This window comes from Planctopirus sp. SH287 (assembly GCF_056500625.1).
Genome location: NZ_CM151403.1, coordinates 5,288,073 through 5,312,761, shown reverse-complemented (window position 1 = coordinate 5,312,761; position 24,689 = coordinate 5,288,073). Strand labels below are relative to the sequence as shown.

Sequence of the window (24,689 nt, the reverse complement as noted above, 5' to 3'; positions counted from 1 at the left end):
GATAGTCACAGCCAGGATGGTCACTGGCTGGGAAAGCTCGCTGAGCAGCAGGAAAAGAACTCTTATTGTGTCCGTTTCCTGCTGCTGAGCCACTTGGCCCATGCTTCCTTCTTCATATTGCGTGTGGGAGGAGTCAAACCCTCTGGCCATGAGGGCTGCTCATCCATGGGCACCAGCACTTCCAGCGTGCGGAGAATCTCGTGACTGACGCTGTCCGCGTTCTCTGTCCAGCATTGCTCAATGAGTGGTTCGACAAACCTCGGATTGCGAGTCTCTCGGATCAGTTCCATCGCTCTTAACCGGACGCGAGGGTTGTCGTGAAGCGAGCGTCTCAATAACTCGGCAACGGCCTGATCGTCCCGCAATTGTCCGAGCGTCACCAGCGTGGTCTCGACCAGTTCGTTATCGGTGGATTGCAAGAGCGGTCGCAAGGCGCCGACGCGGGAACCATCACCCACAGGCAGACCTTCAATCAACTGCGGATTCCCACACGCACCAGCCGCGCGAATGGCTGACAGCCGGACGGGTCGGTCAGTGTCTTCGATCACGGGGGCGAGCCACAGCCCCCTCTCAATTGAAGGATGTTTCAGGACATAACGACACCCCGACAGTCGAATGTCAGGCCAACGATGATGAATCGCCAGTTGTGCAATTGTGGCCGCTTCATCGCCAGAATCCTGATCAACGGCCCACATCACTTCCTGCCAGACCTGTTGATCCTGCTCTTGCGACATCGTTTCTGACAAGAGTTTGAAAGCAATAAGACTTAACGATTGTGTTGCGGCCAACTGCCTCAGGGACATGGCTCGCTTGCGTCGCTGTGTGACATCGGTGGGATTCATTTCAAGAATGAAGCGAACACCTTCATCCTGAGAAGCAAACAGATCACGCGCCAAGATCGAAAATTCTGCCGCTGGAAGCTTAAGCATGGCTTCAACGACATAAGGCTGGCTGGTGGGAAAACCCAGTGTCAGTATTTCCAGGCGATCAGCCCGCTCAGCGCTATCAGGAGGCAATTTGAGAATGCTGGCCAACTCGATCCCCACATCATGGGCTGACCAGCGGCTGGTACTTAACTGTGAAGCCGGGCCTTCTCTCGAGGAAAAACTGTCTGCATGACTGGTCAGCAAGATCGTTTCGGACAATCCCTGAAGACGAGCCAGTTCTTTGACTGCGACCTGTCGTTCCAATCGGGAACCATGTGTGGGAAAAACAGGAGTAAAACCCAGGTGATTTGAGAGTGAAATTAAGGCCACTTCGCGCGCAGGCCCCGCACCATCTGCCAGTAATTCCATGAGTAGTGGTGATGCCAGCGACAAAGGCCAGTCAGCCAACAGTCCGGCCAATTCGACCTGAACATCCAGACTGCGATCATGGATCAGTCCCCGTAGCAAGGCGGCATGCTGAGGTGATGGCTGCGTGCGGAACTGGCGAACCACCGCCGCTCGCACACGCGGAGGATAAGGTTGAAGGGAAGGGGGATTCAGCAGAATCGCCAGTCGTTCAGGATGCTTGGCCGACAACGCCACAGCAGCCAGAGTCTGATGCGTTTCATTGGTGGACTGAAGAAATCGATCTAGGGCAGCGGTTGCTTCCGACGTTTCTGTAAACCCCAGATTGAGAATCGCATCGTCGGAGACCCGCATGTCAGCATCTTGAGTCTGTGCCAGTGCCACAGCCCCTCCCTGTTCATGTTTCACGACGACTAACCATCGTCCCAGGAGGCGGCGAATCATCGGGTCACGATCAAATCGTGCCGGCATTAACCCTTCTGGCCAATCATCAGGCTGGAATGTTGCGGCCACCTGTTGAATCTCGACAGAGGACTTGCCCCACGTTCGTGAAAGTTCCTGCATTGTGGCATGAATCAGGCAAGCTTCCATCGCTCCCCGGCGGAGTGCCACCTCGGACTGTGACTCCTGTAATGTAGCTGCTAACCCCGGCAACCGATCAGGAAGGACGCGAACAGCAGTTGCCCGCCAGAGCGTTGTGCGAACTTCCGTTGATAACGTGTCATCGAGAAGCAATTCGCCAGCGGGGGTCAGCCGAGTTTCCGGGTCGCCGGGTAGTTCCAGCAATAACCGGCACCACGCTTCTGCCGCTGCAGCACGCAAGAGTGGCGACATGGTGACTTTCTCGCCTTTGATCAACACCGAGCCTTCGCGCACGATTTCACCCAGAGGAAGTTGCAATTCCCCGGCTTGACCCGGCTGATGTGATGCCAGGATCACGGCGGCATTGACACCGGCAAGTTCTTTCCCAGCCAGCAAAGAACGAATGGCCTCAAGGCTGGCCTTCCGCTCTGAAGATGTCAGCCGGAATGCTGACGGTTTGACTGCCCCTGTGGATGTTTGAGAAAGATTGGCCTCTGCTGAAGGCTCTTGACTGCTGGCATTTGCGGCTGTGTCGCTGGATTCAGCAGGTGTTTCCATTGCCTGGATCTCTGCGGGATCAGTCGATTCCTGACGTAATGTCAGTGACCGGACATCGGCAATTGGGGGGCGAGATTTTTTTCCGGGAGAGGGGCGATGGGTCGCAGTATCGGTTGGGCGCAGCACATAGCGATATCGCGACGGCCATAACAAGGAGGGGCTGATTCCTGCTTGTGGTGGAGTTGCCAGCAATTGCCAACTGATCTGGGTGACGGCCAGCTCATCTAAGGCTGGTTGCCAGGCATCTTTGCCGAAAAGATTGCGGTAATGCGCCATCAGCGGCGATGTCACTGGCGCATTGGCCTGAGGATCGGCCTGAGCCGTTTGAGTGATCGCCTCAGGCTTCTCATCCGCTGGCTTCGATTTTTCACCCGGTTGATCTTTGCCGTCGGAGTTCGCCGCTGAGGACTTATCGGCTGAAGGTTTATCCTCTGAGGTCTTGTCGGCTGGGTTCGAGGTTGCGGTTGACGAACTGGCAGCAGGAAACAGCCCTTCCATCAAACTGGGGGCTTCGAGGACTTTGCAGCCGGGTAAGCTGATGAGTGTTAGCAGACCCACCAGAGCCGCTTGCCACTTGAAATCACGTAATTCAGAAAGTGGTAAGGAACGCCTCAGCAAGCGACCCAGGTTGATCCGTGCACGAGTAGACTCCAGACTCGATTTGAGTCTGGAGACATCACGCGCGATCAATTCAACTGGCCCGCCATCCATGGCATGGCTCCTTCAAACGTTCTGTTTCATCCAGGCTTTTCTTCTGGAGGGAACCAGCCAGAAGTCTATGCTTTTCCCTGACTTCAGGTGAATAGCAACGTCTTGCTTCCCATCGTGGGAACATCACCTCATCGGGTGAGACGTGATTCATTGCGAGGAACCACTCACTCCCAGAAAAAATAATCCGGCGAACGCGGGGTTCACCGGATTGTTTGCATCAAGTTCGGAGAGATAGCGAGCTTGGGCGGTTTTTCTCTCTGTGTATGAATTCATCTCCCCGAGGAGATTCAGGCCTTCGTGGGATCGAATCCGTGAATTAATTCTTCTTCCCATTCCTGAAGCAACGGCCAGCCAGTGGCACAGGTGCCGAAATCGGCCAGATTCAGGTAAGACGTCAGGCGATCGATGGTTTTCTGAATTTGGGCGGGCTGCTTCCGGAAAACAGGGCCGTGGCTGGGGAGCAACCACTCAACATGGGAATCCCGAATCCGCTCCAGCGACTTGATGAACTCCACCAGATCTGAACCATGGTGAGCATCGATATTGCCCACACCCCCATCACGGTAAATGTTATCGCCCGAAAAGAGATAAGGCCCCATTTCAAAAGCGAGCTGACCAGTGGCATGTCCGGGAGTACTCCAGACTTTGAGCTTCAATCCACCGACTTCCAGCACATCCCCTTCGTCAATTGAGGCATCGACAGGAATCGGGCCGAGGTCAATCGAAATGCCCTGAGCACTGATTTCTGCGTAAGTCTCAATACGGTCGCCCGCTTCCATCAGCTTTCTTGCATGAGGATGAGCCACCAGTTTGGCATGCGGCAGGAGTTCTTTCGCCCGCTTCATGCCTTGAATGTGATCAACATCGGCATGTGTGCAGATCAGATACCGGCATTGTGAGAGCGCGAAATCCATCTGACGAATGGCATCGACAATTTCGTCTGTGCTGTCTTCAAAACCAATATCAATGAGCGACCATTCTCCCTGGTCATGCACTACATAAACCGAGCAGCCCATTCGCTGCCGGAACTGGTAATTCATTTCAATGATGTTTGGGAAAAGTTCACGACGGGCCAGCATGGATCACCTGATCTTCAATAACGGTCAAGGCGAGCGATCGCCTCGTTTTGGCTTTGCCCGATTCTAGGCAGGTTTTCTCTGAAGTCGAAGTCTGTGAGCGATGAACTTTTGCCTTGCGGCCAATTTGAGACTCAGTCTCTCACCAATCGCCACCATAACAAATTTTCAGGCAGCATGCGTGAAGTGGCGCGGCGAAGTGTCACGGCGTTGATCCAGGGCTTATTCACCGTCGCTTCTTCGGAGTCTCCTTACCAGATCATTGTGAAGATTTTGAAAAAACAACCCTGAGGGAAAGACTTCACTGAGGAATGGTTTAAGCCGGAAAGTTTCGCAGTACCTCCCAATTGGAACGAAATCAGCGAGCCAGGCTCCGTGAAATCCTGCTTAATCTGCAAGGTACCCTGTGGGGGCGTCGTTTTCGGCAGAATCCACCGCAAGAGTCTGGAGTTTGTCACAGGTCAACGTGGAGAGGGTATGTCCTGATGGCCGATTTGAGTTGATAGCTCAGGTCGTGTCAGGGTTGTTTTGATGAAAACAATTTCACAGCGGCCTCATTTCCAGGCACCAACAGGACGTTGGAGTTTCATTATGAATTCCCTGCTACAAAACCTGTTGGCCAAGCCTCTGCAAGAACCTGTTCGTGTTGAGAAAATCACACTCAGTTCTGGAATTCTTGAACAGGAAATCACAGAGGATGAGTTTCTCATTGGCCGGGCTGAGGCCTGTGATCTTGTGATCCATGACTCTTCTGTTGCGGATTTCGCTGCGGTCATCCGCTTGCAGGAGGGAGCCGCCTGGATTGAATCCACAGAGTTCACTGGCTCGGTCATGATTGGCGGCCGCCCTTATAAAAGATTAGCGCTGCGGGATGGTGACCGGCTTCAGTTTGGCCGTGAAACCTGGTTGATCACACTTCAGACCAATTATCAGTTGGCACAGCAATCTGGTGATGCCAGTTTCCTGAATGACGCGTTTTTGGAAAATGAGATCCGGGAATTGTTTGAAGAGATGAACTGGAACACTCCCGGCGACCAACAGCCTGCCGGCCCAGCCAGGCAAATTCTCCCGGGCACAATTCCTCATCTGGAGACGGGTTTGCAAGCACTGCTGCAAGCCGCTTTACAAACCCAGGTGGAGACCCGCCTGGATACTGACAGCCAATCGGCTGCTGGGGATGAGCGATCAGAGCATCTGGCCTTTCCCACCTCAGAAGAACATCACCTTAATGACGAGCGTTATCAGGATCTCGACGATCGGACGCGCGAAGCTCAGCTGGAATTGGAAACGCGGATTGAACAACTGCTCAATCATCTGAGCGACAGCACAGCCGCTCTGCGTGTTTCCGCTTAATGCTCCTCTTGTTCGCATAAGCCAGCCAAGCCCATTTTCTCCAAAGTCCCCGGCGCTACCCATGAGGCGTCGGGGACTTTGTTATTCAGCCTGCTCAGTTGGCTGTATTCAGTGGGCCGGTAAAAGTGGGCCAGTAGTCAGTGGGCCTGCATCTGGAATGGATTTCGGCAAAAGCTGAAGGGATTGTCAGCAATTGGATCGCCTTATCTTTGGCCATGGGCAAGCTTTTGGCCAGGTGATTGTTGTTAAAAGAATTGCCAAAGAGATCTGTTTTTCGGCGATCCTGTGAACTTGCAACTTGCCCGCTTCCGGGTGTTTGGCTATCGTCAAATTGTCAGTTGTGAAAACAATTGTTGATGCTGGTAGACAGGACGATCACTTTTACGGCCTGAAATCATTCCAAAAAATTGATCGCCACCGTACGGTGAACTTCCCACTCAAGCTGGCTTTTTCGCGTAAATCACTTTCGTAGAGTCAATCAGATATGGCATCTGCGGCTGATCGTTTGTGTTTCAATGAAGATTGAAGGCTCGATTGGCTAACATCTCGAAACTGTCGAGGTGTTCCGCAGATAATCAAAAGGGATACAGACCATTGGTTTCTCGCATGCCCCACTCTGACGCTAACTCAACTGTCATGTCACCTGCCTGGCCTGCACGGGGTTTTCGACCCCTGTCAGCGAAATCCATGCTCCGGTGGGCGATGACCATCCTGCCCCTTGTTCTCAGTCCGGCCCTGCTCAGTCCGGCTTTCCTGTGGGCAGATGATGAGCCAAAGGCTGATTCTCCTCCTCCTGGGGCCATCGCTCCTTCGTCTGCGATTGTTCACAGTCCCGTTGGCGCCATTCGTGCTGGAGACTGGCCACATTGGCGTGGGCCGGAGATGAATGGGATTTCCCGAGCGAAAAACCTTCCTGCCACCTGGTCGCCGGATGGTGAAAACGTTCTCTGGAAGAATGAGGAACTCGCCGGGCGATCCACTCCGATTGTCATGAACGGGAAGCTCTACACCCTCGTGCGGCACAAGCCGGCCACGCTGGAAGAAGCGGAGAAAGTCATTTGTGTTGATGCCGCCACTGGCAAGAAAGTCTGGGAAAACGTCTTCAATGTTTTTGAATCCGATGTTCCCGATACCCGTGTTGGCTGGTCGAGCGTTGTCGGCGATCCTCGTACGGGGCGTGTGTTTGCTTTGGGTGTTTGCGGCCTGTTTCAGGCGATTGATGCAGAAACCGGCAAGACACTCTGGCAGCGTTCACTGACCGAAGAATACGGCATGTTAACGACCTACGGGGGACGCACCAATTTCCCTGTCGTGTTCGAGCACCTCGTCATCATCGGTGGTGTTCTGATTAACTGGGGAGAACACGCCCAACCTGCCCATCGACTGTTGGCATTCGATCAGCGGAATGGAGAACTCGTCTGGCTGATTTCCACCAAACTTCGGCCCGAAGACACCACTTACAGCGCCCCCGTGTTTTCCACGATCGACGGACAGGCACAAGTCGTGATCGGTGCGGGCGATGGCAGCATGTATGGCTTCCAGCCCCGGACAGGAAAAAAGCTCTGGAACTATGACGTCTCCATCCGTGGGATCAATACCACACCAGTGATTGTGGGCAATACAGTCATTGCCGGTCATAGTGATGAAAACCTGGACGACACCAAAATGGGTGCCCTGTTTGCCATCAATGCGGCAAAAACAGGGGATCTCACCAAGGCCGGTGAACTCTGGCGCAATAAAGAACAATACATTGGCAAATGTGCCCCCATGGTCATTGGAGATCGTGTTTACGCCATCGATGACGGCGGTATTTTCTTTGTTGTCGACCTGAAGACCGGCAAGCTGATTGGCAAGCAGAAGATTGGCACGATGGCCCGGGCCAGTGCCGTTTATGGTGATGGAAAAATCTATGCCGTCGATGCGACAGGTCGATGGTTCACCTTTGAGCCTGATGAAGCTAAAGGCCTCAAAAAGGTTCATGCCATGCGGTTGGATGCCGAAGTGAATGCCTCGCCCATTATTGCTGATGGTCGCCTCTATGTGACGACAGACACCACGATGTATTGCGTTGGCAGTGCGAACCCAGAGGTCACCTATGACCCTATTCCCCCTGTTGCAGTAGAAACTCCCGTAAAAGATGATGACAAGCCTGCACAGGCTACGATCATTCCGGCAGAAGTCTTGATGAAGCCGGGACAGAAAGTTGCCTTTCAGGTTCTGCTTTACAACGCCAACGGCCAATATCTGCGGCCAGCCAAAGAAGAAGAAATTGCCTTCACTGTGGCGGGGCCAGGAGTGATTGATCCTGATGGCGAATACAGCGTGACTTCGGATGTTGGCAACACCGCGTCTGTCGTGACGGCCAAGATCGGAGAGATTGCCAGCAGTGCCCGAATTCGTGTCATTCCCGACGCCCCGTTTGAATTGACCTTCTCGGATGGTGTGGTGCCTGTGACGGGCATGGGGATGCGGTATCGCCATATTGGTCTCGATTATGACCTGTGGCGCAAGCTCTATAGCGAAAACGTGCTGGCCGCCAAATGCTATGTCTTTTTGAGCACTCAGTTCACCAATCTGGGGCGTGATCAACTCAAAATTGACGATGTGAATCCTGCTCAGCCCTGGACGAATATGCGGCGGTACCTCGGCTTATTGGAAGAGTTGACCACGCAGGAACTCTCTCAGGCCAAACTCGATCCGGCGCTCGACATTCTGAAGCGAGAAGGAATTCTGGCCAGCGCGAAATGGGTCGGAACCCCTGAAACGGGCGCGACTCTCGTTGTGGCTAAGGGGCCACGAAAAGTGGATGGGAATGGCGTGCTCTGCAAGATCACCACGATTCCTAAGGGGACTCGCAGCCAGGGATGGATTGGTCGCCCCGAGATGTCCAACTATTCCATTCAGGCCGATTTGGTCTCTGCTCCTTTGGAAACAGGTGCCGGTTCAGATCCCAATGCCCGCATGCCAGATATTGGCATCATGAATCAGCGGTATCGTGTGGAGCTGATGGGCGCCAGTCAGCAGATCAAGGCTTACTCATGGTATCCTCATGATCAGAAGGTGCACACGGTTCCTTTCCCCTGGACGGCAGATACCTGGTACACGATGAAAATGGAAGTTGATACCGTCGAACAGAACGGTTCCCCCGCTTCAAAAATTCGCGGCAAAGTCTGGAAGAAAGACGATCCCGAACCAGAAGCCTGGACCATCGAATGGATTGACCAACCTGCGAATTTTCACGGAAGCCCAGGCCTTTTTGGCAATGCAAAAGACACGGAAATCTTCTTTGATAACGTGAAAGTGCTCCCACGGAGCTAGTGGTACGACCACTCTGTTCTGACAGGTTGTTGAGCTTGTCCGCAGGCTCGCTGGCCTGCTCATGACCCACTGCTTAACCTGTCAAATCAGAATTGAAGCTCCACTAGTGCTGACTTGCCGAATTCATTTTGCTTCTCACGGCTTTGCCGCTTGTCTCAGGAATCTGAAGAATGACACGTTTCGGAATGACTTTCCCTCTGCTTGAACCAACACGTCTTCTCAATCACCGGGCGAAACCTCTTGCCTGGGCGATGGCGTTGGTGATCTCCGCAGCCTCTGCCCTTCCGGTCAGTGCTGCGGAACCCTCGGCGACCAAATTCGACCCGACCGCCGCGGCAATGAAGGAAATTGCCACACGGAAGGTCAACAAAAAGGACTGGCATCAGTGGGGAGGGAGCACTTACCGCAACAACACCCCGGACGGCACCAATATTCCGACCGAGTGGGATATCGAATCCGGTGAAAACATTCTCTGGGCCTCGCCACTGGGTTCACAGACCTATGGCAACCCGGTGATTGCCAATGGGAAGGTTTATGTCGGCACCAATAATGGTTCCGGCTACATCAAGCGTTATCCCAAGAACGTCGATCTCGGGGCACTTCTCTGCTTTGACGAAAAGACCGGGAAGTTTTTGTGGCAGCACAGCAATCCGAAACTTCCCACAGGTCGAGTCCATGACTGGCCGCTCCAGGGAGTGTGTGCTGCGGTGTATGCGGAAGCGGATCGCGTCTGGTATGTCTCCAATCGGGGAGAAGTGCTTTGCCTGGACGCAGAAGGTTTCCATGATGGCGAGAACGATGGGCCATTTACTTCAGAACCCAACCAGAATAAAGACGAAGCCGACATTGTCTGGCGTGTTGATCTGATGGGGCAACTGGGGGTTTCTCAGCACAATATGTGCAACTGTTCGATCACAGCCGTCGATGGCGTGCTGTTTGTGAATACTTCTAACGGTGTGGATGAGTCGCACATCAACCTTCCGGCTCCCAATGCTCCCAGCTTTATCGCGATGGATCAGGCCACGGGTAAAGTTCTGTGGACAGACGACAGCCCCGGGGACAACATTCTCCATGGCCAATGGTCAAGTCCCTGCCACTTTGTCCTGAACGATCAGGCTCAAGTGGTCTTTGGCGGCGGGGATGGCTGGGTCTACAGTTTTGATCCCAAGGGGGATGGCAACGGGAAATCCAAGCTCCTCTGGAAGTTCGACGCCAACCCCAAAGAATCACTCTATCTGCTGGGCGGGCGCGCCACACGCAATCATATCATCGCCACCCCCGTTTATTATGACGGGGCGATCTATGTCGGTGTGGGAGAAGATCCCGAGCACGGCGAAGGGCAAGGACATCTTTACTGCCTTGATCCGAACAAACGTGGTGATGTCAGTCCAACCCTGGCATTTGACAAAGAAGGCCAGCCGCTGGCTCCCCGGCGATTGCAGGCGGTTGATTCCAAAAAGGGCGAAGTCGAGAAACCAAACCCGAACTCTGCTGTCATCTGGCATTACAGTCAGATCGACAAAAATGGCAACAAGAAATTTGACTTTGAAGAGACCATGCACCGGACATGCGGAACGGTGGCGATCAAGGATGACCTGCTGTTCATCGCCGACTTTAGCGGGTTGTTTCATTGTCTGGATGCCAAGAAAGTCGATGCCGATGGTAATCCTGTCGTCTATTGGGTTCACGACATGTTTGCCGCGTCGTGGGGTTCCCCTCTGATTGTTGAAGGCCGCGTTTATATTGGTGACGAAGATGGCGACATCTCGATTTTCAAGCTCTCCAAGGAAATGGATCTGATTGGCGAAGTGAATATGGGTAACGCGGTTTATTCGACGCCTGTCGTGGCTGGCGATGTTCTTTTCATTGCCAACAAATCGACCTTGTTCGCCATTAAAGAAGGCGCCAAACTTGAAGGGGGTGTCAAAGAGACACCTCGCAATGATGAAGTCGCCGACTGATTTTTGTAAAGACGTCGTTCAGGTTTGGGGATTGTGTCCGATTTAGGAATCTGGTGCATTGTCATGCACCCTACAGACGACAGGCTTGTCCATGATAAGCCCAGAGACCTTCGATCGAGTGCGATCCCTCCGGGGCCACCCCACCTGAGACAAGCAGGGAAACCATTCCGGAATGATGCACGACGCTCTCTCCCAGGATCTTCTGGAACCATTTGACTACAACCCGCTGACACGTGTGGTGTATGGGCCGGGATCTATTGGCCAGCTGGGAGCCTTTTGCCGGGAATATGGGGCCTCGCGTGTGGTTCTTTTCACCGATCCGGGAATTCTGGCCACAGGTCATATTGCACGCTGCCTTGAGAGCCTGAGCACGGCAGGCATCGAAACAACGCTATTCAGTGATGTTCAGCCCAACCCTTCGACCGATGACGTTGAAGCAGGGGTCAAAGTGGCGCAAGACGCCAGAGCCGATTTTCTGGTGGCCGTTGGTGGCGGTAGCAGTATCGACTGTGCCAAGGGTGTCAACTTCGTGCTCACCAGCGGCGGCTCAATGAAGGATTACTGGGGAATTGGCAAAGCCAAAGGCCCGATGCTCCCTTTGATCGTGGCGCCCACAACGGCTGGAACAGGAAGTGAGGCTCAGTCTTTTGCGCTGATTTCTGATGCTGTCAGCCATGTGAAAATGGCCTGTGGCGATAAGCGTGCTTCTTGCCGGGTGGCGATTCTTGACCCGGAACTGGCCATCAGTATGCCACGTAGCGTGACAGCGGCCACCGGGATCGATGCCCTCAGCCATGCCATTGAATCCCATGTGACCAAAAAACGGAACAGTGTGTCTCAATCGTTCAGCCGGCGGGCCTTTCGTCTGCTGGCTCAGGCTTTACCAGTGGTCTTTGAAAAGCCTGACCATCTTTCTGCCCGTGGTGCCACGTTGCTGGGCGCTCACTGGGCGGGAGCCGCCATTGAGAACTCCATGCTGGGGGCCACCCATGCGCTTTCCAATCCCCTCACCGCCACATTCGGTACCACGCACGGTGTGGCGATTGGGGTGTTGCTTCCTCATGTGATTGGCTTCAATTCGTTGGTGGTCAATGCTCTTTATGCCGAATTGGTTGAGTCTCTTCCTCAAGACATACTGGGCCGTTTGAAGGCGTCGTTGGGGTCATCGCCCGATGCCGGCATGGTTCTGAAAAGCTATGTCGCTCAGCTTGTCAAACAGTCTGGTCAACCGGGTTCTCTGGAAGAATTGGGCGTTTCTTACGGCCAACTTCCCGAATTGGCCCAGGCTGCTGCTGCACAATGGACAGGAACGTTCAACCCCCGGCCAGTAGACGCCGCGAGTCTCGAGGATCTCTATCGATGCGCCTACGCTGCCGAATAGTGTCTTGCCTGGCATTTCTGTTTGTCGGACTGTGGCTGTGTGGCAACTCCTCTACTCACGCTGAGGAGGAAAAGCCACCGACTGATCAAGCTTCGGTCGATATCGCGGGTGATGACTGGCCCAGCTATCGTCAGAACCTTCAACAGACGGGTGTGGCCACAGGCACTCTTCCCGAAAAGCTGGAATTGCTGTGGGAGGTGAATCTTGGGGATCAGATTGAAGCGACGTGTGCGATCTCTCATGGTCATGTCTACGCCCCTTCGCTCTCGGGGCAGATCACCTGTCTGGATCTTAAGACGGGACAGAAAAAATGGGCTTATCAGTCGGTCGATGAGGTTCCTGCCAACAGCTTTGCTCCGGGATTTAAGGCTCCGGTCACTGTGCATGCGGGGGTCGTTTATGCTGGTGATGAAGATGGCCTGATGCACGCCATTGATGCGGGCACCGGCAAAAAGAAATGGATCTACAAGAGCAATGGCGAGATTTACAGCGGGGCGGTTGTCATCAAGGATCGTCTCTTGTTTGGCTCTTATGACAATGCCCTGCATTGTGTGAAGCTGGAAGATGGTTCCCCCTTATGGAAGTTTGAAACAGACGGCTACGTCCATTGCACTCCGGGCATTGCAGAGAACTCGGCTTTCATCGCGGGTTGTGACGAGCATCTGCGGCGGATTGATATCCAGACGGGTAAAGAAGTGAGCAGCCTCCCTTTGGCCACTTACCTCATTGCATCACCCGCACTTCGGGGAGATGTGCTTTATGTCGGCACTTATGCCAGTGAAGTGGTTGCGGTGAACTGGCGGGAATTAAAAGTGGCCTGGCGATACAGGCCCAGCGACAAGGAATTCCCCTTCCACTCGTCAGCCGCTCTGGGAGAAAAAATTCTGGTGATTGGCGGACGCGACAAGCAGGTTCATGGCATTGATATCGCCACGGGAAAAGGACTTTGGAGAACGCCCACTCGCGCGAGGGTCGATAGCAGCCCGGCGATTGTCGACCGCCGGGTCTTTGTTGGTTCAGATGATGGCAACCTCTATCAACTGGCGGTGGAAACCGGTGAGATTGAATGGAAGTTTAATTTGGGGAAATCCATTCACGCCGGCCCTGCCATTGCTGAAGGCTGCCTTGTTGTGGGTTCCGCTTCTTCGGACGGTCGCCTTTGCTGCTTTGGGAAAAAGTAGCCGCGATTGATCTCTTTCACGATGATGTGAGTATTTTACGGGACGGGTGTATTGCGATGCGATTTTTTCATCCGGCCTGATTTTGTCACGGAATTACGGCTTTGAATTTCACCCGGTTGTCACATCCAAAGTCCGTCAAGATTGGCATGCCCCTGTCGCACGCAATGCGAGGCTGGTTGATCATCCTTGGCTGCTTCATGAGTGCCTCGCCTGTTGAAGCTCAGTTCGATCTGGAACGTCCGCCGATCAACTACGAGACGACTCCCGTTGATGATCCTGCCACGCAACTGCAATCCCGACTGGAAGAGAAGAAAGCCGTGCTTTCCTACTCTCCCGAGCACGGTTATCTGAAGAGTTTGCTCGATCAGTTGGAAATCCCTATCTCTTCACAAGTTCTGGTCTATTCCAAAACCAGTCTGCAAACGTCAAGGATCTCTCCACGAACGCCGCGAGCGATCTATTTTAACGATGAGTCGTATGTCGGCTGGATTCCGCGCGGGGATCTGCTGGAAATCATGTCGACCGATCCTCAGCAGGGTCAGGTGTTTTACACGCTTGCGCAGGAAGAACTTGAGTCCGCCCTGCTTCAACGAGATCAGGGAAACTGTCTTGTCTGCCATGCCAGTTCAAGAACGCAAGGTGTGCCGGGTGTGCTGGCGCGGTCGGTTGTGCCAACTCGCTCAGGCCAGCCCGACTTTGCCGCAGGGACGTACAACACCGATCAATCCAGCCCTTTTGAAAAGCGCTGGGGTGGTTGGTATGTCAGCGGCACGCATGGCGATTTGCGACATATGGGAAATGTCACGTTGCCGGGCAAATCACGGCAGGAGACGCTGGATCACGAAGCAGGCGCCAATCTCACGGATCTGTCAGACCGGTTTTCTGTGGACAAGTATTTGTCACCTCACAGCGACATTGTGGCACTTCTGGTTTTGAATCATCAGGGGCCGCTTCACAATGCGATCACTCAGGCCAACTACGACGCCCGCATGGCTCAATCTACTGATCAGGCGATGAATGAGGCTCTCCAGCGTCCGGCAGATTTTCAGAGCGAAACTACCCAGCGCCGCACGGTCACTTATGGGGATAAAGTCCTGAAGACGATGCTTTTTTCCGATGAGTTTCCGCTGACTTCGCCCGTGGAGGGGGCGTCTCGATTTGCAGCCGAGTTTCAGGCGCGTGGCCCACGCGACAGTAAAGGGCGCTCTCTGCGCGACTTTGATTTGAAAACACGGATCTTCAAATATCCTTGCAGCTATCTGATCTATTCGGCTTCTTTTGATCAGCTTCCCACGTCTGTCCGAACTTATGTGATCCGCCGGTTGCATGCCATTCTGACCAATGCCGATCAGAGCGAGGACTATGCCCATTTATCAACAACCGATCGACGTGCGATTCTCGAAATTCTGACGGAAACCAAGCCAGAACTTTGGGATGTGTTGAAAGGAGAAAATCCCTCTCCTCTGAATGTCACTCTCCCGTAAGACGACGAAAATTCAGCGTTCTGAACAGCAGTGTTGTGGAGCGAAAATCGTCACTTGTTCTGGGAAGAATCCGTTTTGTTTGCAGGATCGCTCCAGATGCCGGGCGGACGAAGGCCGGCCCCTTTGCGTCCTTTCAAGCCATCACCCAGATCGGCACGAGCCTCTTCGGCATACGCCTCTAATTGTTTGACAACTTCTGGATGCTGGTCTGCAACGTTGTTGGTTTCGCCAATATCGTTCGCAAGATTGTACAGGGCCAGTTCTTTGAATGGTCGATTGACGAGCTGGCCGCGTTTTCCATCCTGACCGCGGACAGCGGGATGGACATAGCTGTGCGGAAAGACCAGCTTCCAGTCGCCGGAGCGAATCGCGATCAGATTCTGGCCATAATAAAACCACATCGCCTGATGGGGTTGTGCCTGAGACTTGCCACTTAAGAGGGGCCAGACGTCCACTCCATCAATCTTGTGAGCAGGGAGGGGCGCGTCAAGCAGACCGGCAAAGGTGGGGAATAGATCATACGCAGCGAAGGGGATGTCGGTTGTTGTTCCTTCAGGAATGTGTCCTGGCCAACTGGCAATGAAAGGCACTCTGGCACCCCCATCCCACATGGTTCCCTTCCCTTCGCGGAGTGGCCCAGTGCTCCCTGCATGATTTCCAAACAATAGCCACGGGCCATTATCTGAAGTGAAAATCACCAGCGTTTTTTCCGTGAGCTGGTGCTTCGCTAGCGTTTTGCGAATCTCGCCCACTGACCAGTCAATTTCTCCAATGACATCACGGTAGCGTTGGCTGACATCGCCGCTGTTGCGTTCGTCACTGACAAAGATCGGAGTATGCGGCATGGGGTGTGGCAGGCAGACAAAGAACGGCTTCCCGGCATGTCGCTCAATAAAATTGATGGCGTTGTGAGTGAAGTCCGTAGTGAACCGTGTTTGATCGGTGTCGTAACCCAGCACTTCTGCAGGAGCTGTTCCCTGCTGTTTCAACAGTGGAAGGGGAGGAAACTTCCCGTTCGGATTTTTCGACCACATATCGTTGGAATAAGGGATGCCCAGGTATTCATCAAATCCATGCAGGCCCGGCATGAATTGGGGATGATGGCCCAGGTGCCACTTACCGAAGATCGCCGTTGCATATCCCTTCGACCGAAACAGTTCTCCCAACGTGGTTTCGTTCTCATGAATGCCATTTTTGGAAAAATGAGATAAGGCGCCCAGAATGCCAATGCGGTTCGGCAGGCAACCTGTCAGCAGCGAGGCACGGGATGCCGAACAAACGGCTTGGGCCACATAATACGAAGTGGCTTTGATCCCCTCTTTTGCCAGTTGATCGATATTCGGTGTCTTGCAGATGGGTGCGTTAAAGCATCCCAGGTCGGCATAGCCCAGATCATCGCAATAGATCAACACAACGTTAGGAGCCGCCGTTTTTGCTGTGGAAGCCAGACGTGAATCCACGACATTGACGGTTTGTCGATCCTGACTCATGGCTTGTGAGACATTCAAAGCCCACAAACTTAACAAGACCATGAAACATCGCTGTGTGTTTGCTAAATCCAACATAACATCCTCGCAGGTCTGATCTGTCTCTTACGCACATCTCTTTATTCAGTCATTGCCATTCCGCCCAGGGTCAGGGCTGATCAGCCAGCCGTGTTTCCAAAGCCAATACCAATCCTCTCATCCCCTTGCGGGGTTTGGGCCTATCGGCCGGGACGTTGGCTAAAGATTCGCGGCCCCGTTGTGTCCGCTCCCTTATTGCCACTTGCGGAGTTTGGGGCGGCGTATGAGGTCGGTTGTTCATCCACATTTGGGGCTTACGCCGCCAGATAGCAGTTGTTATTGGAGTTGATTGATTGACTCCTCTCCCATTCCGATGGGAGAGGCTGGGTGAGGGCGAGCCGAAGCTGAAGTAGCGATCATTACATTTGCGATGCGAATAGATACCCTGCCACGTGTATTACACCGGGAACGTCGATTGGGAAATCCCTCACCCGGCACTTCGTGCCACCCTCTCCCGCCTGCGCGGGCGAGGGTTTCCACTTGCTAGAACTTAGACAGACTCTCAAACCCGGGGGCATATTGACTACGTCCCCAGAGTGCTGCAATCTCGGGGCTGGTCTTCCAGAGTTTTTCTGTACTGGGGGAGGGACTGCCGGCTGCTGGAACTTTGCTGGCATGCAGTGTCTTTCCCAGACGCCAGGAGATATTGCCCAGATGACACAGAAGCGTGCTTCGTTGGCCCACTTCAATCTCTGAATTCAACTTGGCATTTCCACGGATGGCTTCAATGAAGTTCTGGAAGTGACTCAGGTCGCCTCCTTCGCCCGAGTTTTTGGCAATCTCGGCTCCCTCCATGTTGTAAACCTTATAGCCAGCGGCCTCGATGGAGAGGGAACCATTTTCGCCGTAAAACTCGACGAAAGGGAGCTTGTCCGGGCGGCGGGCGTGAGCACTGCTGCCTTCCCACAGAATGCCATGCGTTCCATAATCGAATAGGCAGCCGCCGGTGTCCGGAGTCTGTTGCGTTGCCCCCAAATGGTAATGACCTCCGACGTAACTGACGGTTTTGAGATGCGATTCTCCGAATCCCCAGAGGGCCAGATCGAGTGCGTGAACACCGTTGTTTCCCAGTTCCCCGTTGCCATAATCCCAGAACCAGTGCCACTGGTAATGCACGAGATTGTTGACATATTCACGCCTCTTCACCGGCCCCTGCCAGAGATCAAAATTGAGGCCAGCGGGAACCTCGGCGGGTGTCTGCGGGCCAACGGGCTTGCGCAAATTGTTGTACCAGCAGCGGGCATAAGTCAGTCGACCGATCGCGCCTTCATGCAGGCGGGCAATCCCTTCCTGAATGGCGGGCCAACTGCGTCGCTGGTTTCCCATCTGCACGAGCCGTTGATGCTTGCGAGCGGCTTCCACCATCCATATGGCTTCTTGTGGATCATGACTCCCCGGCTTTTCTACATATACATGTTTGCCGGCGGCACAAGCGAGTATCGTCGCGGGCGCCTGCCAGAAATTGGGAGCTGCGATGATCAACGCATCGACTGATGAGTCATCGAGGATTTTGCGAAAGTCGCTGGTGATTTGCGGCGGTGAACGACGTTCAGACGACGCAGCCAACTGGCGCTCGATGACTTTCATTGCGCTGGTCACGCGTTTTTCATCCACGTCACAGACCCAGGCCAGTTCGACGCCCGGCGACGCCAGAGCTGACTGGACATGAGCCATGCCACGTCCCAGTCCCATCACTCCGACACGCACCGTTTCTGCAACAACAGGAACGTTCTCCTTCAATGGAACGCTATCTGGTGCCTGTGCCCGTGCTTCGCGAGAATTCTGGCCCATTGTGGACAGGAGGGCGGCTGTCGACAGGCTGGCTGTGGTGGTGAGAAAATCTCGTCGTGGAGAGCCGGAGGGAACGTCATGAGGTGGGAATGTGGTCATCAGCAGGCTCCTCGTGAATACCACGCAGCGCATCAGTTGTTATGAGCATCAGGTCATTGAGTTTCTTTTCAGAAAGGGTGGCCGACGGATCAGTGTGAAGCAAGACGGAATCTTCCGTTCTATGGACAACCTTTTGAAAATCCCTTGTAGCTCAGTCTCGACCAGTGGCATCATGAACATGCCTTGTGACGGGAATCCGGGATCAGTTTTTGCCACAACACATCGGATTGTTCCGGCTGAGTCATGCCAACCCTTTATCAATAGAAAAAAATTGCATGCACCAGGATGAACTCTCGATACGCACCTTGCAGTTCGACTGGCTGGAGGCAACCGCCACGGGCAATGTGGAACGGCTATCGTCTCTCATGACAGAGGATGTCGTCTTTCTCACGCCGGGGCGTGCCCCTTTTGGTAAAGCGGAGTTCCTTGCCGCTTGTGAACAGAATCGGCAGCAGATGCAGATCGATGCCACTGCTCAACTGGAAGAGCTGGTCATCTCGGGTGATGTGGCATACAGCCGCAGTCAATTGGCGGTTAAAGTCACGCCTCTTGATGGCCAAGCGGCCTTGCAGCTTGCAGGTTATGCGATGACCGTCTTTCGTCGACAAAAGGATGGTTCATGGCGATTGGCGCGCGATGCTAATCTGTTATCACCCGTCAATACCACAAAGCTTACGGCCACGAATAATCAACCATAAAATCCGGTTGTCGCATGACAGGGAACTTCTGATGACAGGCAGGAGAATTGGGGCGTTTACAAAAATCTGAAACCCTCGTTTGTCCCGACCGGGTGTTGTGGTTAGACTCCTCGCCTTGCACGGAAGCGCCGTGGGCCACGGCTGGCCATTTTATCTTTTTCTGCCAGTCACTCGCGAACTCATCCGCTTCAAAATTTTTGCTATCAATGAGTGTGGCGAAATTCTTTTGATGTCATCATTTCTGTGGTGGCGATGGATAGGAACGTATTACAACCACTTGGATGCATTGGTGGTCTCACCGCTTTGTCATGGCTGATTTTTGAGGTTGTTTTCAGGCTCGTTGGTCGGCTTTCAGTCCATGGCTGATGAATCTGTCAGTTCAGATTGACGCTTTCTCCTTTTGATCCCTGGGACTCTCTCATGCCGCTGGTGTGGGCTGTTGAAACGGGCCTGATCACATTCGATTCCGTGGTCGATTTTGCTCAGCGGCAAAGAGGTCGAACCTATTTTGAACCTTGCCAGCCACCAGTGATTAAAGTTTCGCAAGAACGCCTTTCTGAGGCGGTTAATCGCTGGAACTCTCGCCTCCCCTGGACTCTCGAAGAGGCTCCCGCGGGGATTGATCAATGGCACAAAGCTCAACCCTTTGCATCACAATCATTGCCTGACCGTTGGATGCGTATTCCCCCCGTCACTGATGACGCGCTTCGTCAATTCGCCGATGAACTTCACCACAATATCGGTTTGTCGGGAACGTTGGGGGTCGTCATTGATCATTACAGTCAGGGACTGTTGCTACAGAACGTCTGGAGTGAAACCAGTGGGCAGTCGCCGATTCCCGTGGCCATTCAATTGCGACTGAGTGAAGAAGCCGCTGGGATTCAGAGGGGACATGATCTTGTGAATCTGGCGCGTGGCCTTCAACGACTTTCCGGATTGCATGTGGCAGCCCTGTGGGCCGATTTTCGCTGGGTCCCTGCCGAAGAGATTGCGACTGCCTGCGAGTTGCTTGACGTTGGCCAGAAGCTTGTGGAAGAGGTTTGCGAAGGCTCTCTGCCTGTTGTATGGCATCGCCCTCCCGCTCATGACCAGCAACGACTGTGCGAAGACTCTGCCAGCAACACGCGTCTCATGCTCTCACTGCCCTTTGAGGATTGGTGGCGAGAAATTCTTCTTCAGTCACCATCTCCATTGCTGCTGTTGCAAGGGGCTGTGATCGGTCGACCGACGTTAAACGCTGTTGTTGTCAACGTCGGCCTCCGGCATCTGCGAGAGGTGACTGGAATCGCGCCAGCGCTGGCTGGGGAGGCGACTTCAATCGCCTCAGAACAGAGAGGCTGGCAACTTTTACAGGATCCGCACGGTCTCTGTCGGAAATGGCTGGAGGATGTCTCTCTCTGGGAGATTACTCCAGAAGCCGACGACCTTCGGATTGGAATGGCAGCCTGCGTCATCCCTGAATAATGCCTGGCGACTGAGACCGAACAGCCCCCCCCTCGCGGGGTTTGGGCCTATCGGCCGGGACTCGTACTAAAGATTCGCGGCCCCGTTGTGGCCGCTTTCCTTATTGTCTCTTGCGAGGTTTGGGGTGGCCTATGAAGGTCGGTCGTTCATCCACATACGGGGCTTACGCCGCCAGCCCCTTGCGGGGTTTGGGGCGGCGTATTAGGTCAGTTGTTGATCCACGAATGGGTCTTACGCCGCCAGATAGCGGTTGTGAGGTTAATGGATTTGCTCCTCTCCCATTCCGATGGGAGAGGCTGGGTGAGGGCGAGCCGAAGCTCAGGAAGCGATCATTGTGTCTGCTGTGCGAATAGGCATTCCAGGCACATTTCTCTATCGAAAACACCCACTGGAAAATCCCTCACCCAGCACTGCAGCCCCTTGCGGGGTTTGGGGCGGCGTATGAAGGTCGGTTATTTATCCACGTATGGGGCTTACGCCGCCAGAGGGCAGGCTTGCGGGTGAGGGGGGATTTGACTATCCGTGTTTCAGATAGATATAGATATCTCTTCTTCGATGACGATGTGCCCCCTTTCACCGAGAGTCACGCGTTTCCCCCTCATCCGGCCTGCGGCCACCTTCTCCCTCAGGGAGAAGGGTTGGGGAGTTTCCTGACGGTTGCTCAATTTCTCGTTTTTGGCGCAACAAGGGATGATAGGTTAAAGGAGCTTTGCTGGGCGCGCCTCGTAAGCTGGTACTTTGTGCCAGACTGCGATCTGGAAGAAGCTCCTTCATTTGCGGCTGATCAGGGCCGCGTTGTGCCGGTGTTGTCGCAAGACAGTGTCGGTTTGAGAGGCCTGTGGCGCTCTCATCTCGAATTCGAGAGCTTGATCTGGTGTTCGGCCAATCGGCCAAAAACTGCTTCTGACAAGGGATTCATCCTCTGTCAGCAGGCAGGGTTTTGAAAGATAGGCCATTTCCTGTCAGTCGCTGTTTCTATTGATCACAATCAGAACAACCGATTGACAGAGAAAACAAACCCGGTGGGCCAGGTGCTCAAGACCGCGGGCAGGGCTGACGTGTGACTTCACGTCGGCAACTCTCTGCGTGTCCCTGATCGGTCGTGGATTTTTCTCGTGAACCTTTAAACGGCCCGGTGGTTGCTGGTGACAGTGGCTGCCGGGTTTGTTTTTTGGGAAGTTGAGAGCTGATATTGGCAGGGACGGGTGCATTGGCATGCACTCTGTTTTTTCACCTCAACTCATCATGTGGGTTCCGGTTTCAGCGATTCGCTTGAAAAACAGTCAGAAAAGGATGCTGATCCCTATAACTTTAGCCGAGGCGGACTACTACGTTGCTGGGTCACCCACGAACCGGCAGGCGGGAGCCTGCCCTACGTTGCTGTTTGCAAGACGAAAACACCAATGTCCGTCGCTGACGCTTCCGGCTCGTTATGCCGTATGAGGTGATGTAAGAGTTATTTCTCGTTCGTCCCGCAGGGTGGCGCAGGTAGCCCGTTTCCAGCGACCTGTGTGCTGGAAGAACAAGAGGCTGATGGCCGATAAAAACAAGGCCTGCCGCTCTTCCACCCCGCGTCCGTTGTTCGACTTGTGGCCAGGGCGTTGAAAACCTTCAGTAGCCGAATCGGCAGGCGGGAGCCTGCCCTACGTTGCTACTACATCGCTGGCAACAAACCTCTTTTGCCTACGGCACACAGGTAGGTCGCAGACGACCAACCTGTGCTACCCAGCGCGTCAGCAGCGAGACTATCAAATACGAGACGACTGAGACAGAACAGGGTTGCAATTCTGTGGTGAGAAACATCATTTTATAAGCGTTGGTTTTCTCCCTGGAGCTTCTGGTCATGAATTTTGAGTCAACGCAAAAAAACAAGCTTCATGATGATTCTCTCGTTCCCCGTTCGCTGTCACGAAGAGCGTGTCTGGCGCAGTCGGTGGTCACTGCGGCGGCTGCCTGGGGAATGTTGGGTTCTCGCTCAGCTTCAGCCCAGGGTGTCGACTGGAACGAGACCACACCCGCCAAGCCCGCGGCTCGAACGCAGCCCATTGGAGTCTCGACCTACTCGTTCTGGCAATTTAAGCCCGACCAAAAGCTCTCGATTGAAGAGTGCATCGAGAAGTCTTCGGCCTATGGTTTTGATGGCGTAGAAATTCTGCATCGGCAGATGACGGATGAAACACCGACTGGCATCCGATCCATTAAACGGTGTGCACTCAAGGAAGGGATGCCGCTGATTGGGTTGTCTACGCATCAGACGTTTGTTTCTCCCAAGCGGGAAGTCCGGGAAAAGAACATTGCCCACACAATTCATTGCCTTCAACTGGCGCATGATTTGGGCATCCCGACAATTCGTGTGAATACCGGCACATGGGGAACAAGCAAGAACTTCGATGACCTGATGGCTCATCGCGGTATTGAACCCGTTCTTCCGGGGTCTACCGAAGACGAAGGATTCCAGTGGGTGAACGATTCATTCGCTCAATGCGCAGTTGAAGCTGAGAAACTCGGCGTGGTGATGGGATTGGAAAATCACTGGGGATTAGGACGAACGGCAGTTGGTGTTCTGCGTGTGATTCAGGCTGTCAATTCCCCCTGGCTTCAGGCGACTGTGGATACCGGGAATTTTCTTGATGATCAGTACTCGCAGTTTGAGGCTTTGATGCCTCACGCTGTCCTGGTTCAAGCAAAAACTTATTATGGGGGCGGGAACTGGTATACACTGGATCTGGACTACAAGAAATATGCCGCGTTAATGCGAGCAGCGAATTATCGCGGGTATCTCTCGCTGGAGTTTGAAGGAAAAGCACCCGCCGCTACCGCGATTCCCAAAAGTCTGGAAATGTTGCGGGCGGCTTTTGCCAACTCTTAGCGACTGTCCGAGAATACTCCCCCTCATCCGGCCTGCGGCCACCTTCTCTCTCAAGGGAGCATTAGTCTCTACACATCTCAAAAACCCCAAAATAATACGATAAAACACGAAGCGTAGAGGGACATCACCTGAAACCCAGCTATCCTGTTTTGCCTATTCTGTGAATCTAACGATCTCTTTGAGGACGTTTTTCTACTTTTTCAGAGGATGTTTTTTCCAGTTCAATCTTGATTCCGAGATGTGTAGAGACCAATGCTCAAGGGAGAAGGATTTGAGCCTTCCCAGACAGGCTCTAAACCAAGAATGTGTTGGAAACCTGTCTGCCAGCCATGATGGATGGGAAGGCGACACCCGTGAGAGTTTCGGAGACATCCCAGAGTCTTGCAGCAAGTCTCTTGTCGGCAGCCGGCGCAGGAACTTTTGCCAAAGCCGGGCCACCTCGGGTTTCGCCAAGATGTCTGGAGCCGTAATAAGCTCCTGGCATTGCCTCCGCAGACGTGGCGGCAAAGAGTGTTGGTAACGCGCCTTGTGGTGCCGGCTGAAACAGGAACCACAATAAACTACGGGCCATGCCAATCGTGCTCCATTTCCCCGGGGCGTTGTGAAGCAGGTCAGTGCGTGACACACCCGGGTGAGCAGCCATGCTGGTAACGCCCCATTCCCCGGCTTCACTGCGTCGTTGTAACTCCAGGGCAAACATGATGCAGGCGAGCTTTGATTGACTGTAGACCTTCATGGGGTGGTAGTTGTGATGGGCCTGAAGATCATCAAAATCGATCATGCCATTTCTTGCCGCAATGCTTGAGACGGTCACGACACGAGGATTCTTCCCTTTTTGCAGTAGAGGCAATAGTTGCGCCGTCAACGCAAAGTGACCAAGGTAGTTGGTGCCAAGTTGCAGTTCAAAACCATCCATCGTCAGAAGCCGTTTTGGTGGCACCATGACACCGGCATTATTAATGAGCAAATCGAGATGATCTCTCTGGTCATGCAGGCGTGAAGCAAAGTTTGCGATCGACTCAAGGCTTGCCAGATCGAGTGGCTCAAAACGGACGGTCGCTGAGGGAATTTCGCTGAGGATTCTGGATACCGCATGCTGCCCTTTTTCCGAATTGCGGCCTGCGATAATGACCTCGGCACCAGCCCTTGCCAGTGCCAGGGCATCTTCAAACCCGATACCTCCCGTGCCGGTGATGACGGCCGAACGGCCATGTTGCGTTGGGATATCGCGAGCCGTCCATTGACTCATGTGATTCATGACCTTCTCCTGCGATGGTTGTTGATGAGTCGAGACATTCTCGAATCG

At 53.8% G+C, this 24,689-nt stretch carries 14 protein-coding genes; 9 read left to right on the top strand and 5 right to left on the bottom strand.

Annotation, left to right across the window (positions count from 1 at the left end):
• Positions 1-62: 62 nt before the first annotated feature.
• Both SH287x_RS19790 and SH287x_RS19785 read right to left on the bottom strand, forming a co-directional pair.
• On the bottom strand, positions 63-3,143 hold the full coding sequence (locus tag SH287x_RS19790) for a HEAT repeat domain-containing protein (RefSeq protein WP_479516128.1): 3,081 nt from the start codon (positions 3,141-3,143) through the stop codon (positions 63-65).
• A 287-nt stretch (positions 3,144-3,430) separates the two neighbouring features.
• Positions 3,431-4,222, bottom strand: a complete 792-nt coding sequence (locus SH287x_RS19785) for an MBL fold metallo-hydrolase (RefSeq protein ID WP_479516127.1) — start codon at positions 4,220-4,222, stop codon at positions 3,431-3,433.
• Positions 4,223-4,750: 528 nt separating this feature from the next.
• Here SH287x_RS19785 and SH287x_RS19780 point away from each other — a divergent pair.
• From SH287x_RS19780 to SH287x_RS19755, 6 genes are all read left to right on the top strand, one after another.
• Positions 4,751-5,572 (top strand): FHA domain-containing protein, encoded by an 822-nt coding sequence (locus SH287x_RS19780; protein WP_479516126.1) that lies wholly within the window; start codon positions 4,751-4,753, stop codon positions 5,570-5,572.
• A gap of 702 nt (positions 5,573-6,274) precedes the next feature.
• The gene (locus SH287x_RS19775) at positions 6,275-8,890 is read left to right on the top strand and encodes an outer membrane protein assembly factor BamB family protein (RefSeq protein ID WP_479516125.1); all 2,616 of its coding nucleotides are present in this window, start codon (positions 6,275-6,277) and stop codon (positions 8,888-8,890) included.
• Positions 8,891-9,060: 170 nt separating this feature from the next.
• Positions 9,061-10,851 (top strand): outer membrane protein assembly factor BamB family protein, encoded by a 1,791-nt coding sequence (locus SH287x_RS19770; protein ID WP_479516123.1) that lies wholly within the window; start codon positions 9,061-9,063, stop codon positions 10,849-10,851.
• Between the two features lie 172 nt (positions 10,852-11,023).
• A complete protein-coding gene (locus SH287x_RS19765; RefSeq protein WP_479516122.1) occupies positions 11,024-12,232 on the top strand; it encodes an iron-containing alcohol dehydrogenase in 1,209 nt (402 codons plus the stop codon).
• The gene (locus SH287x_RS19760; protein WP_479516121.1) at positions 12,211-13,413 is read left to right on the top strand and encodes an outer membrane protein assembly factor BamB family protein; all 1,203 of its coding nucleotides are present in this window, start codon (positions 12,211-12,213) and stop codon (positions 13,411-13,413) included. The genes SH287x_RS19765 and SH287x_RS19760 overlap by 22 nt, the downstream gene beginning before the upstream one ends.
• A gap of 146 nt (positions 13,414-13,559) precedes the next feature.
• Positions 13,560-14,897 carry a hypothetical protein gene (locus tag SH287x_RS19755; RefSeq protein WP_479516119.1) on the top strand — a complete coding sequence of 446 codons (1,338 nt, stop codon included), beginning with the start codon at positions 13,560-13,562 and terminating at the stop codon, positions 14,895-14,897.
• Positions 14,898-14,947: 50 nt separating this feature from the next.
• Here SH287x_RS19755 and SH287x_RS19750 read toward each other — a convergent pair whose 3' ends face one another.
• Both SH287x_RS19750 and SH287x_RS19745 read right to left on the bottom strand, forming a co-directional pair.
• On the bottom strand, positions 14,948-16,429 hold the full coding sequence (locus SH287x_RS19750; RefSeq protein ID WP_479516118.1) for a sulfatase family protein: 1,482 nt from the start codon (positions 16,427-16,429) through the stop codon (positions 14,948-14,950).
• A gap of 516 nt (positions 16,430-16,945) precedes the next feature.
• Positions 16,946-18,352 (bottom strand): Gfo/Idh/MocA family protein, encoded by a 1,407-nt coding sequence (locus SH287x_RS19745; protein WP_479516117.1) that lies wholly within the window; start codon positions 18,350-18,352, stop codon positions 16,946-16,948.
• Between the two features lie 275 nt (positions 18,353-18,627).
• Here SH287x_RS19745 and SH287x_RS19740 point away from each other — a divergent pair, with 275 nt between their 5' ends.
• The 3 genes from SH287x_RS19740 (at position 18,628) to SH287x_RS19730 (ending at position 23,383) form a co-directional block, all read left to right on the top strand.
• Positions 18,628-19,050 (top strand): YybH family protein, encoded by a 423-nt coding sequence (locus SH287x_RS19740; RefSeq protein ID WP_479516116.1) that lies wholly within the window; start codon positions 18,628-18,630, stop codon positions 19,048-19,050.
• A 420-nt stretch (positions 19,051-19,470) separates the two neighbouring features.
• The gene (locus SH287x_RS19735) at positions 19,471-20,514 is read left to right on the top strand and encodes a hypothetical protein (protein ID WP_479516115.1); all 1,044 of its coding nucleotides are present in this window, start codon (positions 19,471-19,473) and stop codon (positions 20,512-20,514) included.
• Positions 20,515-22,357: 1,843 nt separating this feature from the next.
• Positions 22,358-23,383, top strand: a complete 1,026-nt coding sequence (locus tag SH287x_RS19730; RefSeq protein WP_479516114.1) for a sugar phosphate isomerase/epimerase family protein — start codon at positions 22,358-22,360, stop codon at positions 23,381-23,383.
• 292 nt (positions 23,384-23,675) lie between these two features.
• Here SH287x_RS19730 and SH287x_RS19725 read toward each other — a convergent pair whose 3' ends face one another.
• Complete coding sequence (locus SH287x_RS19725; RefSeq protein ID WP_479518744.1) at positions 23,676-24,632, bottom strand: SDR family oxidoreductase; 957 nt, start codon at positions 24,630-24,632, stop codon at positions 23,676-23,678.
• Between the last annotated feature and the right edge of the window lie 57 nt (positions 24,633-24,689).

What these genes read in the sequence shown, in the direction of transcription:
- SH287x_RS19790 (WP_479516128.1), bottom strand. Translation starts at nt 3,143, where the DNA reads ATGGATGGCGGGCCAGTTGAATTGATCGCGCGTGATGTCTCCAGACTC.
- SH287x_RS19785 (WP_479516127.1), bottom strand. Translation starts at nt 4,222, where the DNA reads ATGCTGGCCCGTCGTGAACTTTTCCCAAACATCATTGAAATGAATTAC.
- SH287x_RS19780 (WP_479516126.1), top strand. Translation starts at nt 4,751, where the DNA reads ATGAAAACAATTTCACAGCGGCCTCATTTCCAGGCACCAACAGGACGT.
- SH287x_RS19775 (WP_479516125.1), top strand. Translation starts at nt 6,275, where the DNA reads ATGACCATCCTGCCCCTTGTTCTCAGTCCGGCCCTGCTCAGTCCGGCT.
- SH287x_RS19770 (WP_479516123.1), top strand. Translation starts at nt 9,061, where the DNA reads ATGACACGTTTCGGAATGACTTTCCCTCTGCTTGAACCAACACGTCTT.
- SH287x_RS19765 (WP_479516122.1), top strand. Translation starts at nt 11,024, where the DNA reads ATGATGCACGACGCTCTCTCCCAGGATCTTCTGGAACCATTTGACTAC.
- SH287x_RS19760 (WP_479516121.1), top strand. Translation starts at nt 12,211, where the DNA reads ATGCGCCTACGCTGCCGAATAGTGTCTTGCCTGGCATTTCTGTTTGTC.
- SH287x_RS19755 (WP_479516119.1), top strand. Translation starts at nt 13,560, where the DNA reads ATGCCCCTGTCGCACGCAATGCGAGGCTGGTTGATCATCCTTGGCTGC.
- SH287x_RS19750 (WP_479516118.1), bottom strand. Translation starts at nt 16,429, where the DNA reads ATGGTCTTGTTAAGTTTGTGGGCTTTGAATGTCTCACAAGCCATGAGT.
- SH287x_RS19745 (WP_479516117.1), bottom strand. Translation starts at nt 18,352, where the DNA reads ATGACCACATTCCCACCTCATGACGTTCCCTCCGGCTCTCCACGACGA.
- SH287x_RS19740 (WP_479516116.1), top strand. Translation starts at nt 18,628, where the DNA reads ATGCACCAGGATGAACTCTCGATACGCACCTTGCAGTTCGACTGGCTG.
- SH287x_RS19735 (WP_479516115.1), top strand. Translation starts at nt 19,471, where the DNA reads ATGCCGCTGGTGTGGGCTGTTGAAACGGGCCTGATCACATTCGATTCC.
- SH287x_RS19730 (WP_479516114.1), top strand. Translation starts at nt 22,358, where the DNA reads ATGAATTTTGAGTCAACGCAAAAAAACAAGCTTCATGATGATTCTCTC.
- SH287x_RS19725 (WP_479518744.1), bottom strand. Translation starts at nt 24,632, where the DNA reads ATGAGTCAATGGACGGCTCGCGATATCCCAACGCAACATGGCCGTTCG.